This window comes from Lacinutrix sp. MedPE-SW, from assembly GCF_001874145.1.
In the GTDB taxonomy this organism is placed as follows: Bacteria; Bacteroidota; Bacteroidia; order Flavobacteriales; family Flavobacteriaceae; genus Lacinutrix.
In genome coordinates this window covers 25,749-40,022 of the sequence record NZ_MPCX01000013.1, presented here as the reverse complement: position 1 = coordinate 40,022, position 14,274 = coordinate 25,749, and the positions used below count along the sequence as shown (strand labels likewise).

11 protein-coding genes are annotated in these 14,274 nt (G+C 31.1%); 4 read left to right on the top strand and 7 right to left on the bottom strand.

The window, feature by feature from the left end; genetic code table 11:
- Window positions 1-92: 92 nt before the first annotated feature.
- The gene (locus tag BM549_RS12130) at window positions 93-2,345 is read right to left on the bottom strand and encodes a polyribonucleotide nucleotidyltransferase (RefSeq protein ID WP_290470516.1); all 2,253 of its coding nucleotides are present in this window, start codon (window positions 2,343-2,345) and stop codon (window positions 93-95) included.
- A gap of 200 nt (window positions 2,346-2,545) precedes the next feature.
- The gene (rpsO, locus tag BM549_RS12125; RefSeq protein WP_290470562.1) at window positions 2,546-2,815 is read right to left on the bottom strand and encodes a 30S ribosomal protein S15; all 270 of its coding nucleotides are present in this window, start codon (window positions 2,813-2,815) and stop codon (window positions 2,546-2,548) included.
- Window positions 2,816-3,020: 205 nt separating this feature from the next.
- Here rpsO and BM549_RS12120 point away from each other — a divergent pair, with 205 nt between their 5' ends.
- Entirely contained in the window at window positions 3,021-4,133 is a 1,113-nt protein-coding gene (locus BM549_RS12120) for a PAS domain S-box protein (protein ID WP_290470515.1), read from the top strand.
- A 53-nt stretch (window positions 4,134-4,186) separates the two neighbouring features.
- Here BM549_RS12120 and accD read toward each other — a convergent pair whose 3' ends face one another.
- From accD to BM549_RS12105, 3 genes are all read right to left on the bottom strand, one after another.
- The gene (gene accD / locus BM549_RS12115; protein WP_290470514.1) at window positions 4,187-5,044 is read right to left on the bottom strand and encodes an acetyl-CoA carboxylase, carboxyltransferase subunit beta; all 858 of its coding nucleotides are present in this window, start codon (window positions 5,042-5,044) and stop codon (window positions 4,187-4,189) included.
- A 230-nt stretch (window positions 5,045-5,274) separates the two neighbouring features.
- A complete protein-coding gene (gene fbaA, locus BM549_RS12110; protein ID WP_290470513.1) occupies window positions 5,275-6,342 on the bottom strand; it encodes a class II fructose-bisphosphate aldolase in 1,068 nt (355 codons plus the stop codon).
- 137 nt (window positions 6,343-6,479) lie between these two features.
- Entirely contained in the window at window positions 6,480-9,011 is a 2,532-nt protein-coding gene (locus tag BM549_RS12105) for a BamA/TamA family outer membrane protein (RefSeq protein WP_290470512.1), read from the bottom strand.
- An 89-nt stretch (window positions 9,012-9,100) separates the two neighbouring features.
- Here BM549_RS12105 and BM549_RS12100 point away from each other — a divergent pair, with 89 nt between their 5' ends.
- Window positions 9,101-9,823 (top strand): RNA methyltransferase, encoded by a 723-nt coding sequence (locus tag BM549_RS12100; protein ID WP_290470511.1) that lies wholly within the window; start codon window positions 9,101-9,103, stop codon window positions 9,821-9,823.
- 7 nt (window positions 9,824-9,830) lie between these two features.
- Here BM549_RS12100 and BM549_RS12095 read toward each other — a convergent pair whose 3' ends face one another.
- Together BM549_RS12095 and ubiE are read right to left on the bottom strand one after the other, a co-directional pair.
- A complete protein-coding gene (locus tag BM549_RS12095) occupies window positions 9,831-10,550 on the bottom strand; it encodes a porin family protein (protein WP_290470510.1) in 720 nt (239 codons plus the stop codon).
- 3 nt (window positions 10,551-10,553) lie between these two features.
- Entirely contained in the window at window positions 10,554-11,282 is a 729-nt protein-coding gene (gene ubiE, locus BM549_RS12090; RefSeq protein ID WP_290470509.1) for a bifunctional demethylmenaquinone methyltransferase/2-methoxy-6-polyprenyl-1,4-benzoquinol methylase UbiE, read from the bottom strand.
- A 121-nt stretch (window positions 11,283-11,403) separates the two neighbouring features.
- Between ubiE and trkA the strand changes: the two genes are divergently transcribed.
- Together trkA and BM549_RS12080 are read left to right on the top strand one after the other, a co-directional pair.
- Complete coding sequence (gene trkA, locus BM549_RS12085) at window positions 11,404-12,753, top strand: Trk system potassium transporter TrkA (RefSeq protein WP_013869153.1); 1,350 nt, start codon at window positions 11,404-11,406, stop codon at window positions 12,751-12,753.
- Window positions 12,754-12,759: 6 nt separating this feature from the next.
- Window positions 12,760-14,265, top strand: coding sequence for a TrkH family potassium uptake protein (locus BM549_RS12080; protein ID WP_290470508.1), 1,506 nt, complete (start codon window positions 12,760-12,762; stop codon window positions 14,263-14,265).
- The last annotated feature ends 9 nt before the right edge of the window (window positions 14,266-14,274 follow it).

The following is a 14,274-nucleotide window of genomic DNA, read 5'->3' as shown; positions in this document are numbered from 1 at the left end:
ACTTTAACATTTAAGGAGTTAAAATGATGCCATAAAAAAACCTCAAATAGAAATTAATCTATTTGAGGTTTTGTGCGTTGTAAGTTTAGAAATTAATCTTCCTTCTTATCTTGTCTAGGTTTTCTGTCATCACGACGGTTATCTCTACCGCGATTATCTCTACCTTTATTGTCGCGCCCGTTAGAGCGTTTATCATCTCTTGGAGGTCTTTCAACAAAACCTTCTGGTTTAGGTAAAATAGCTTTACGAGATACTTTTTCTTTACGAGTACGTTTGTCTATACCAAAGTATTTTACATCAAAAACATCACCCATGTTTACAACATCGCTAACATTTTCAGTACGTTCCCAAGCAAGTTCAGATACGTGTAATAAAACTTCATTTCCTGGAGCTTCAGTATATTCTACAACAGCACCAAAATCTAACATTTTAATTACTTTTACTTCGTATATACTACCAACCTGAGGTTTAAATAGTAAAGCATCTATTTTTGCCATAACAGCATCAATACCTTTTCTTCCAACACCTAAAATTTCAACAATACCTTCTTCTGTAACAGGATCTTCGTTAATTACAATAGTAGTATCTGTTTCTTTTTGCATTTCCTGAATTACTTTTCCACCAGGACCAATTAAGGCTCCAATAAATTCATTAGGAATACGTCTAGAAACCATTGTTGGAGCGTGATCTTTTACATCAGCATTTGGTGTTTCTATAGTTTCGGTAATTTTATCTAAAATATGTAAACGACCATCACGCGCTTGTTTTAAGGCATTAACAAGAATTTCGTAACTTAATCCTTTTACTTTAATATCCATTTGGCAAGCTGTAATTCCATCTGCAGTACCAGTTACTTTAAAATCCATATCACCTAAGTGATCTTCATCACCTAAAATATCTGATAATACAGCGTATTTTCCAGAATCTGCATCAGATATTAATCCCATTGCAATACCAGAAACTGGTTTTTTAAGTTGTACTCCAGCATCCATCATTGCCATTGTACCAGCACAAACTGTTGCCATAGAAGAAGAACCATTAGATTCTAAAATTTCTGAAACAACACGAACTGTATATGGGCAATCTTCAGGAACCATACCTTTTAATGCACGTTGTGCTAAGTTACCGTGACCAACTTCTCTACGAGATGTTCCACGAATTGGTCTTGCTTCACCTGTAGAAAAAGGAGGGAAGTTATAGTGTAAATAGAAACGCTCTTCACCTTCGTAAGATGGCATATCTATTTGGTTTGCTTCTCTTGATGTACCTAAAGTTACTGTTGCTAAAGCTTGCGTTTCTCCACGAGTAAAGATAGAAGAACCGTGTGTTGATGGTAAGTAATCTACTTCACACCAAATTGGTCTAATTTCATCTGTTTTACGACCATCAAGACGTAAACCTTCGTTTAATGTTAAATCTCTTACTGCAGCTTTTTCTGCTTTGCTGTAATATTTAGATACTAAGCTACCAAAGTCTTCTAACTCCTCATCAGAGAAAGTGGTTTTAATTTCTTCTTTAATTTCTGCGAATGCAGCGCTACGCTCGTGTTTAGCAGAACCTGCTTGTGCTACAGCATATACTTTATCGTATGCCATATCGTGAATTTTTTGTGCTAATTCTGCATCTTCACGTTCTGGTTCGTACTCACGCGTTTCTTTTTTACCAAAAGCTTCAGCTAATTTTACTTGAGCAGCACATTGTACTTTAATAGCTTCATGTGCAAACTTTATAGCTTCGGTCATTTCTTCTTCAGAAATTTCATCCATTTCACCTTCAACCATCATAACAGAATCTGCCGAAGCTCCAATCATCATATCGATATCAGATTCTTCTAACTGCGCACGTGTTGGGTTGATAATGAATTCTCCGTTTACGCGACCAACTCTAGCTTCAGAAATTGGGCATTCGAATGGGAAATCTGATAATTGAATAGCAGCAGAAGCAGCTAAACCTGCCATTGCATCTGGCATAACTTCATCGTCATGAGACATTAACTGAATCATAACTTGAGTTTCAGAGTGGTAATCTTTTGGGAATAACGGACGCAATACTCTGTCCACTAAACGCATAGTTAATACTTCGCCATCACTTGGTCTTGCTTCTCTTTTAAAGAAACCTCCAGGATAACGACCTGCGGCTGCAAATTTTTCTCTGTAATCTACAGTTAGTGGTAAGAAATCCACATCTGCTTGTTTGTAATTGGAAACAACTGTACATAATAACATACATTTTCCAGATTGTACAACAACAGAACCATGTGCCTGTTTTGCTAATTTTCCGGTTTCGATAGAAATTTCTCTTCCATCACCTAGGTCTATGACCTCTTTAAAAACTTTTGGAATCATAAATAAGTTTTAATTCTAATTACCGATGTTTTTAACATCGGATTTTTTTGGTTAAACATTGGTAGTTGTGTTGTTGTAGTAGTTGTTGTTACCAATGAAAAACTATAATTAGCTTCTTCAATTTTGAAATTTATACTCCTTCAAAAAGAGTTGTTATATATCAAAAAACCACGCTGTTAGGCGTGGTCTTTTTATTGAGATTATTTTCTTAATCCTAATTCTTTTACTATTGCACGATATCTTAAGATATCCTTTTTAGTTAAGTAGTCTAATAAAGCACGACGCTTTCCTACTAGTTTCACTAATGAACGCTCTGTGTTATAATCTTTACGATTAGTTTTTAAGTGCTCTGTTAAGTGGTTAATTCTTTCTGTAAATAAAGCAATTTGACCTTCGGCAGAACCAGTGTCTTTAGCATTTTTACCATGCTTTGCAAAAAGCTTTTCTTTGTTTTCTTTTGTTAAATACATTCTAATATTATTGTAAATGATTGTTATGTACACGAAAGCTTGTCTTTCGAGCGGCAAATATAGTTATTTTTATTGAATTCTTGAATTTATATATCTAAAACCTTTTTTTTGAATATTTCCTCATGTATTTTGTCGTAAAACTATTTTTTTATTTGATACTTAATAGTTTCTAGTTTATATTTATATTACTGTAAGTGAGTTTGTTATGAGTGTAAAGATTGAGGATGTCCAAAAAGAACTTTTTAAAACGATATTTCATGAAGCTAAAGAAGGTATATCTATTGTTAGTTTAAAGGGTGATTGGATAAAAGTTAATGAAAGTGTATTAAATACTTTAGGTTATACTAAAGAGGAACTTTATAAAATGACGTTTAAGGAGATTACTCATAAAGATGATTTAGAATTAGACTTAAATAAAATGACGTCTTTATTATCTGGAGAGATTTCTAATTATACTATGAAAAAAAGATATTTTCATAAAAAAGGTCATGTTATTTGGGCTAGACTTAGTGTATCACTAGTAAGAGATACTGTAGGTAAGCCATTATATTTTATCTCTCAAATAACCGATATTACAAATGTTATTAAAAATGAGCTTAAACTAAAAAGCATGTTAGGTATTGTAAAAACCCAAAACGAACGTTTGACGGATTTTGCAGAAATTGTTACCCATAATCTTAAAACCCACGTCTTTAATTTATCTACATTGGTGAATTTTATAGAACAAGATGTTCCTGAAATTAAACCTAATGAAGAATTTATAATGTTAAAAGATTCTGTTTTAAATTTAAATGATACGGTAAAGCACTTAACAGAAATCTCTAATATTAAGGTAGTAAATGAAAAACAACTAGAGACTCTTAGTTTATGTGACTATATAGATAAAGCAATTTATAATGTAAGTGCATTAGCTAAAAATTTTAATTGTAAAATTATTAACGAAGTAGATTCTAATTGTAATGTTAAAGCTATTCCTGCTTATTTAGATAGTATTATACTTAATTTTTTAACAAATGCTATAAAGTATAGATCTAAAGAAAGACAGTTAGTAGTAACATTAAAAAATGAAATACAAGGCGAGTATAATGTTTTAAAAATACAAGATAATGGTTTGGGTATAGATTTAAATAAATTTGGTGATAGTTTATTTAAATTATATAAAACATTTCATTATAACAAAGATGCAACAGGTGTTGGTTTATTTATAACAAAAAATCATGTTGAATTAATGGGCGGAAAAATAGAGGTTGAAAGCGAAGTAAATAAAGGTACACTATTTAAAGTTTTTTTTAAAAAGAGTATTAATTATTTAAAATAAAAAAACCTTTCAATTTTAACATTGAAAGGTTTTATATAAAAAGTAATTAATGATTAAGCTCTTAAAGGCTGATTCATTATTAAGTCTATGTATTGATTGACTTTGTTTTTAAGTTCTTTTCTATGCATGATAAAATCTAAGAAACCATGATCTAATAAAAATTCTGATGTTTGAAAGCCTTCAGGTAATTCTTGGCCTGTAGTATCTCTTACAACTCTTGGTCCTGCAAAACCAATTAATGCACCAGGTTCTGCAATATTAATATCTCCTAACATTGCAAATGACGCTGTTGTTCCACCTGTTGTAGGATCTGTACATAACGAGATGTATGGTAAGCCTTCGTCTGCTAATTGGGCTAATTTAGATGAGGTTTTTGCTAATTGCATTAAAGATAATGCTGCTTCCATCATACGTGCGCCACCAGATTTAGAGATAATCATAAATGGTAGTTTGTTTTTTAAAGCATGATCTGCAGCACGTGCTATTTTTTCTCCAACAACACTTCCCATAGAACCACCAATAAAAGCAAAATCCATACAGGCTATTACTAAGTCTTTACCTTTAGATTTCCCTACTGCACAACGTACAGCATCTTTAAGTTGTGTTTTTTCTTGAGCAGCAACTAAACGGTCTGGGTATTTTTTTTTGTCTTCAAATTTTAAAGGATCTTTAGATGTTAGGTTTGCATCTAGTTCTTTAAATTTATTATCATCAAATAATATTTCAAAGTATTCCTTACTACCAATTCTTACGTGGTAACCATCTTCTGGACTTACATAAAAGTTTTTTGCTAATTCTTCTGAATCTACAATTTTTCCTGTTGGTGACTTATACCATAAGCCTTTAGGGATATCTTTTTTTTCTTCCGTAGAAGTTTGAATTCCTTTTGTCTTTCTTTTAAACCAAGCCATAATTTATATGTTTTGAATCCTTATTATTTTGTAAGGACAGGTTTATAATTTTAGTGTTGTTTCTAAAATTAATTAGTTAGTTTATTTTTTACAAGCGTACAAAATTACTTAAATTATTATTACTACTCAAAATTAGTTGGAGCTATCTGTAGCTTGTATTTTTTTTAATAAAAAAAATCTCATTCTATATGAGTTAGAATGAGATTTGATATAAACTGTAAGTTGTTGTTTTATAAGGTGTTTACGTTGTTTAGGTCTTCAAATGCTTTTTTAAGACGCTCAACAAAAGTAATTTCACCTTTACGTAACCAAACTCTTGGGTCGTAATATTTTTTATTTGGAGATTCTGGACCGTCTGGAGAACCTATTTGAGATTGTAAATATTCCGTTTTTTCTGCCATATAATCTCTCACACCAGACATAAATGCATATTGCATATCTGTATCGATATTCATTTTAATAACACCATAACCAATAGCTTCTTGGATTTCTTCTTCTGTAGAACCAGAACCGCCATGGAAAACAAAATCGATATGATTGTGTGGTACTCCAAATTTTTCTGAAATATATTCTTGAGAATTCTTTAAAATTTTTGGAGTTAATTTTACATTTCCTGGTTTGTATACTCCATGTACGTTTCCAAATGCTGCAGCTATTGTAAATTGGTCACTTACTTTACTTAACTCTTCATAAGCATATGCTACTTCTTCTGGTTGTGTGTATAATTTAGATTCGTCTACATCACTATTGTCAACTCCATCTTCTTCACCACCAGTAATTCCTAACTCAATTTCTAAAGTCATATCCATTTTGCTCATGCGCTCAAGATATTTTTTACAAATTTCAATGTTTTCTTCAAGAGGTTCTTCACTTAAATCAATCATATGAGAACTAAAAAGAGATTTTCCAGTTTCTTTAAAGTGTATTTCACTGGCATCAAGCAGGCCATCAATCCATGGTAATAATTTTTTAGCACAATGGTCTGTATGTAAAATTACAGGAACTCCATAGGCTTCTGCCATTAAATGTACGTGTTTTGCACCTGCAATACTACCTGCAATTGCTGCTTTTTGGTTTTCGTTACTTAAACTTTTACCTGCATTAAAAACGCCACCTCCATTAGAAAATTGAATTATTACTGGAGCATTTAACGCTTTAGCTGTTTCTAAAACACCATTTATAGAATTAGATCCTACAACATTTACAGCTGGTAAGGCAAACCCTTTTTCTTTAGCTAATTTAAAAATGGCTTGAACTTCTTTACCTGTGGCAACTCCTGGTTTTATTTGGTGTGACATTTTGTGTTTTTTTTATTAAAAATTGAATTGTAAAAGTAATCAAAATTTAAATATTTTTATAAGATAAAAGTGTATAATGCCTGATAAAGCTATCTATAAAAGGTCGAAAACGTTTTAGTAAAATGTGATATAAAATTTTAAAAAGGGTAGTTAATACCAATATTGTAAGTGGCATTGGTAAAGTTATAATCGTTAAACCAACGATTTTGGTCTCCGTAAGAAGGGTCATAGGTTTTAAAGCCAATATCTCCACGAATTACGAAAAAGTTAAAGTCGTAACGTAAACCAAATCCAGAGCCTATGGCTATATCTTTTAAAGAGGCAATAGAGTTAAAGGTAGCGGCATCAAGCTCAACATCGTCTAATACATTCCAAATATTTCCTGCATCTATAAATAGTGCACCATTTAAAGCGCCAAAAATATTAAATCTGTTTTCTACACTAAATGCTAATTTTAAATTAGCTTCGTTAAATTCGTTGGTTGTTGTAGAGCTTCCAGGTCCCAAACTGTATGCAGCCCAAGCTCTATTATCGTTGGCGCCACCAGCAAAAAAACTTTTAGAAAAAGGGATGTTTTTAGAGTTGCCATAAGGTATTGCTATGCCAACGTAAGAACGCATTGCTAAAATGCTTTTATTGCCTAAATCCCAGTATTTTATATAGTCGATTTCTGGTTTAATATATTGAGAAAAAGCAACATTAAATAATTCATATCTTCTATTATCATTTTTTTCTAACCCTAAAATGTTTGATACCGCAGAAAACATATTGCCTGCAAGTTCAAGCCTTAGTCTAAGAATAGAAAAATCTGTGTCGAATAAATTATCCCGTTTATCTTTTACATAGTTAAAGTTAGACGATAGTATTAAGTTATCTTCGGTTAATCTTTCTTTTCTTTCATTTATTGAGTTAATGGTTTGAATATTATCGTTAGATAATGTTCCAACAAAATTACCACTTGTAACATCTGCTAAGAAAGTATCGGCTTGATTTGGAATACTTAAATCTTCACCATTTGTTATATATCCAGAACTAAATGCAAGACTATTTAATGTATTGTACGAGCTTCTGTATTCTCTAAAATAATTAGAGGTATTTAAATTTTTTACAAACTGAATATTAAAAAGGTCGAAACTATTGGTGACTTCTTCATTTGGAAACCATTTGTAATTAAACAAACCAGTAAAGGTTTGCTTGTCTAAACCTACATTTGTTTGACTTGTTGTAGCGACACTAATTCGTGTACTAGGAAACATAGATTTAGGTATTATTTTTTCAGTATTAAAAGGGAAAAAAAATCGTGGAATAGTAAGGTTTAAATTGGCACCAATTTCATTAATATCAAAAAATTGATCACGTTCATTTGCTCCATCTTTTGAAGCTCCAATAGACGCTGTGCCAGAAAGTTCTAAAGTTTCTGCGCCTCTAAAAACATTACGCATTAAAATTCCTGGACTTAATGAAAACCCAATTGATTGTATGTTACTTTGTGATGCTTCGGCTCTAATATCTAAACCAAACTTTTTTAATGGTGTTAAATATATATTGGCAGTTAATGTCGTGTCTTCTGTGTTTTCTATATAATCTATTTTTGGGTATTTAAAGGTCTTTAAATTACTAATTCGCCTAGAGGTTTGTGGTCTATCTTTGTCTTTAAAAATAGTGTTTGGTGTAATAAAAACTGCATCTGATAATGTTTTTGGGTTGTAGCGCAATTTCTCCTTACTGTAAATATTAAAACCGTTATAAGTTGTAGAATCTGTAATGCTTTCGTTACGTCTATTAAAATCACTGTTTGTAAAAATATTTACGTCTTTTACTTTATAAATTTTAAATGGTTCGCGTAACGTTGTGTCTTCAAGCCTAATTGCTCTTGCGCTTATTTGTACATCTATGTTTACTTTTTTTGTTTTTCCTATAGTGTCTACTTCAAAAAATACATTGTCTTCAGAAAAATGATATACTCCAGAATTTCGCATTTGTTCTGTTATACGGTCTTTCTCTGCAACAACATCAACTGTTTTATACTGTGAGTTTAATTTTATAAAAGCATTTTTTTCTTCTATTTTATATAGAGAATCTATAATTGGGGTTGCAATTTTTGTAGATAACGAGTCTATTGTATATGCTTTTCCTGTGGTCACAGTATAATCTATAGTTGCTTTTTTATTCTCGTTTCGTGTGGTTTCAAATTTAGATTCAACATCAAACCAACCGTTATTAAAATAGTAACTGTCTAACCTTTTTAAGGTTTTGTTAGATAATGTGTCGTTTACAATAACTGGAGCTTCTCCTGTACGTTTAATCCAATTGTTAAAATCTAGTTTAGATTGTTTACGTTGTTCAAATTGTTTTAAAGAGAGAAAACGTATTTGTCTAGCTGTACGTTTGGGATGTTTTTTAATTTTAGCATTTAAAATAGAATCTAAATTTGGTCTTGCAGTATTATAAATATATAACCTTAAAGGTGTACCAAGTAAAGGAATACGACTATTTGGTTTTTGGTAGATAAGGTTGTTAATAGTTTCATTATCTTCGGTTTCGCCATTTACAATAATATTTGTTTTAGTTAATAAATGCTCACCTTCTGCAACACGCTTAACAGAATTACATGAGGTTATAAAACCAATTATTATAATAAGTAGTATTTTTGAGCGCTTTTGTTTCAAATAATAAAGAAGTTACAATGAATAATTTTTTAAGTTGTACGTTTTAATTATAAAGTGAATTACTTAAAAATCAAAAATACATTTTTTAAATGCTATCAAAAAGTCAAATAAAATTAATAACGCGTTTAAAGCAAAAAAAATATAGAGTTGCTGAAGGATTTTTTGTAGCCGAAGGTATAAAGGTAATTAATGAGCTTTTAAATTCTACTTTAAAATTGCATCATTTGTTTACAACAGAGACATTTAATATTAATAAAAATGAAACTTTAATTACTCAAGCCGAATTAAAAAAAATTAGTTTTTTAACTACTCCTAATAAAGCTTTGGCAGTTTTTAAAATACCTGAAGCAGTAAAAGTTGATACCAAAGGATTAATTGTGGCGTTAGATGATGTTAGAGATCCAGGAAATTTAGGTACAATTATTCGTTTATGCGATTGGTATGGTATTGCAAACTTAGTATGTAGTATTGGTACTGTAGATTGTTACAATCCCAAAGTAATACAAGCAACAATGGGTTCTATAACAAGAGTAAATATTAGTTATTTAAATTTAAGTGATTTCTTAAAACAAAACAATAAAACGCTAATTTTAGGTGCTTTTATGGATGGTGAAAATGTTTATAAAACAAAATTACCAAATTCTGGAATCTTGGTTATGGGAAATGAAGCAAACGGAATTTCTAAAACAATAGAAGAACAAGTAACTAAACGTATTGCAATACCTAGATTTGGAACTATACAAGCAACAGAAAGCTTAAATGTAGCAACAGCTACTGCAATTTTGTTAAGTGAATTTAAACGAAACGCTTAAACGTTTGTTATCTAAAGGTAAAGTTTATAAAAATACCACGTGTTTTCATAGAGTTAATGTTTCCTGTCCATGGACTATTTGGATCGTTATCTCTAATTAACTCATCATTTATAGCAAAAACGCCACGTATAGAAGGTGTGAATTTAAACCAGTATAAATAGAAATCGATACCAAAACCTATATCGTAAAATAAGGTGTTTTTGGTGGTTCTAAATTCACCGTTACTATTATCTTCAGGATTGTTTTCGTTACTAGACAAGTTAATAGATGTCGCTATACCTAAAGTGACAAATGGTTTAAAATTATTAAAACGTTGTGTAGATAATCGCATTATAAGCGGTACATATATGTAAGTAGATTTTACTTCACGTAGTAAATCGCTAGCATTAATTTCATCTTCAAAGTTGGCAAAAAAACTTTCTGGATAAGTTATGTTTCTAGAGGCTATCACTAAACCAGGTTCTAACCTAAAGTTTATATAATCATTTGCTCTAATATCACCTACTAAACCAACATTAAAACCATAGGTTTTTTGGGTTGTTATATCACCTAAATTATCATTATAATCAAATTTGTAATCTAGGTTGTTAACACCAAAATAATATCCCCAACTTAAAGTTTGCTTATCTAGGTTTTCGTTATTTTTTACTTTTTCCTTAGTAAATAATTGCGCATAGCTTGTTTGTGCTGCAATTAAGAAGATAAATAGGGCAAAAACTCTTTTCATTAATTAATGTTTAGATGCTGTATAAATTGTCGCCACACCAAAAGTTTGTGGCAAGTCTTTAACATTAGTAAACCCAATATTACGTAAAATATTGTTTAAAGCTTCTCCATAAGGAAATTGAGAGGCAGATTCACAAAGATATTTGTAAGCTGTTTTATCTTTAGAAAAGGTTTTTCCAATTAATGGTAAAATATTTTTAGTATAAAAGTTATAGCCTTGTTTAAAAGGTGTTTTGTCTGGCATAGAAGTTTCTAAAATTACAAAAGTGCCTTTAGGTTTAAGCACACGTAAAATTTCTTTAAGACCACTTTCTAGGTTTTCAAAATTTCTAACGCCAAAAGCAACAGTAATAGCATCAAAACTATTATCATCAAAAGGCATACTTTCTCCATCACCAAGAACCATATCTATTTTTTGGTCAAGATTTTTTTTCTTTACTTTTTCTTTTCCAATTTCAAGCATTCCTGGACTAATATCGAAACCAACTATTTTTTTTGCATTAGTTTCGGCTAAATTAATTGCTAAATCACCAGTTCCAGTAGCAATATCTAAAATGGTTTTTGGTTGTGTTTCTTTTACAATTTTCACAACTTTTTTACGCCATTTAATATCTATTCCAAAAGAAATAACGCGGTTTAAACCATCGTAATCACCAGATATGGTATCAAACATTTTTGTTACTTGCTCCTTTTTGCTAAGGTCGCTGTCTTTATAAGGTTTTATTTTCGACACACTAATTTTTTTTGCGAAGATAATATATTGTTTACCCTTTAAGAAACTTGAAAACAAATAATTAATACTGCTATCAATTGTTAATTAATTATCTTTGTATCACTTTTCAGAAAAATAACGCATGAAAATTATAATAGCAGGAGCTGGTGAGGTTGGATTTCACCTAGCAAAATTACTGTCTTACGAATCGCAAGAAATTACACTTATAGATACTAATAGAGAAAGTTTGTCTTATGCAGATAATCATTTAGATATTAAGGTTTTAAAAGGAGATGCTACTTCTATTTCTATATTAAAAGAGGCAAGAGTAAACTCCAGTGATTTGGTGATTGCAGTAACAGCATCAGAAACTACAAATATTACAGTTTGTGTATTAGCAAAACAATTGGGTTGTAAAAAAACAATTGCAAGGATTTCTAATACAGAATTTATAAAGCATAAAGATGAGGTTGGATTTACAAGGTTTGGAATAGACGAACTTATTTCTCCAGAGTCTTTAGCAGCATCAGAAATTCAATTATTATTAAATCAATCTGCATTTAAAGATAGTTATGAGTTTGAAGGTGGTGCATTAACCATGGTGAGTTTAAACTTAACAAGAACAGCATCTTTTGTTGGAAAAACGGTAAAAGAAGCTGCAGAGTTGTTTTCCGAAATTCATTTTGTACCAATTGCAGTACAGCGTTTTGGAACTCAATACACAATTATACCTAGAGGAGATACGCAATTTAAAGAAGGAGATACAGTAGTTTTTATTACTTGTTCTGGTGGTGGTGAGGAATTGTGCAGAATGACAGGAAAAACCAATACACCAATACGTGATGTAATGATTCTTGGCGGTAGTAAAATTGGTTATAAAACGTCTCGAGACCTTTGTCAAAAACAATTTAAGGTTAAGTTAATTGAAAATAACAGAGAAGCAGCTTTAGATATAGCAGACGAACTTGAAAAGGTTTTGGTTATAAACGGTGACGGTAGAAATGTAGAGCTTTTAGAGGAGGAAAATATTGGTGATATGGATGCTTTTATTTCTGTAACAGGAAATTCTGAAACTAATATAATGTCTTGTCTTGTAGCAAAATCTAAAGGTGTGAAAAAAACAATCGCACTTGTAGAGAATATGGATTATTTTGAGCTGTCTCAATCTATTGGTATAGACACCTTAATTAATAAAAAGTTATTGGCTGCAAACAATATTTTTAGATATATAAGAAAAGGTGAAGTTGTAGCAATGACTAAGCTAAACAACATGAATGCCGAGTTGCTAGAGTTTAGAGTAAAGAGTGACTCTAAAATTTGTAATAAACAAATAAAGGATGTCGAGTTTCCAAGATCTGCCATAATTGGTGGTGTAATAAGAGATGGTAAAGGTTTAATTGCTTTAGGAAGTTTTAAAATTAAAGAAGGTGATTACATAGTTGTTTGCTGTTTACCACGATCTATTAAACAGGTAGAAAAATTGTTTTTATAATCTATTATGGGTAAAAGTTTAAAACTTAATTATAAGATTATATTCCATTTTTTCGGTTTATTATTTCTTTTTAATGGAGGTTTCATGCTCCTTTCTACTTTAGTAAGCCTTATTTATAAAGATGGTGTTACTATAGAGCTTTTAATCTCTGGTGTAGTTACCATGCTAATTGGTGTGGTGAGTATGGTTTATACTCGTAACCATAAAAAAGAAATGAATAAGCGAGAAGGTTATATAGTAGTAGCCTTTGGCTGGATTGTAATGACGCTTTCGGGATCTATACCTTATGTTTTAACCGAGTCTATTCCAAGTTTTACAGATGCTTTTTTTGAAACCATGTCTGGTTTTACCACTACAGGAGCTTCAATTTTAGATGATATTGAAGCTGTTCCAGAAGGTGTTTTATTTTGGCGAAGCTTAACACATTGGATTGGTGGAATGGGAATAATTGTACTTGCAGTTGCTATTCTTCCATTATTAGGTATTGGTGGTATGCAGTTATTTGCAGCAGAAGCTCCAGGACCAAGTGCCGATAAATTACACCCAAGAATAACAGATACAGCTAAGCGATTATGGCTTATATACTTTGGTTATACAGCAGCCGAAACTATTTTGCTTAAAGCAGCAGGAATGTCGTTTTTTGATGCTATAAATCATTCTTTAAGTACATTGTCTACAGGTGGATTTTCAACTAAAAATGCAAGTGTAGCATACTGGAACGATAAACCTTTAATACAATACATAATTATTCTGTTTATGTTTTTAGCAGGTACAAACTTTGTATTGAGTTATTTTGCTTTTAAAGGTAGAGTTCAAAAAGTTTTTAAAGATGAAGAGTTTAAACTTTATTTTAGATTTATAGTAATTTTTACAGCCATAGCGGCCATTTTAATTTATTGTAATGCAGATGTAAGTAAATCTTCAATTAATCATCCTATGGTTTATGGCGAAGGTGAAAGTGCAATTAGGCATTCTCTATTTCAGGTGCTCGCCATTGTAACTACTACAGGATTTGTTTCTGCAGATTATACGTTATGGACACCATTTTTAACTGTTTTCTTTTTTGGTTTAATGTTTTTAGGTGGTTCTGCAGGAAGTACTTCTGGAGGAATAAAAGTGGTACGACACTTAATTACTATTAAAAATGGATTTCTAGAATTTAAACGCGCATTACACCCAAATGCAATTTTGCCAGTACGCTATAATAAGCGATCGGTGTCTGGAGATATTGTATTTAATATTTTAGGTTTCTTTATTCTATATCTTTTAGCGTTTATAGTAGGTGCTTTAGGCTTTTCTATGATGCAAATAGATTTTACTTCTGCAATAGGTTTAGCAGCTTCTAGTTTAGGTAATGTTGGTCCAGCATTAGGTGACTTTGGGCCAGTAGATAACTATAATGCATTACCAGCAATAGGAAAATGGTGGTCATCATTTTTAATGCTTATTGGTAGATTAGAGTTATTTACCGTATTAATATTGCTTACACCTTTTTTCTGGAGAAATCGATAATAAATTAAA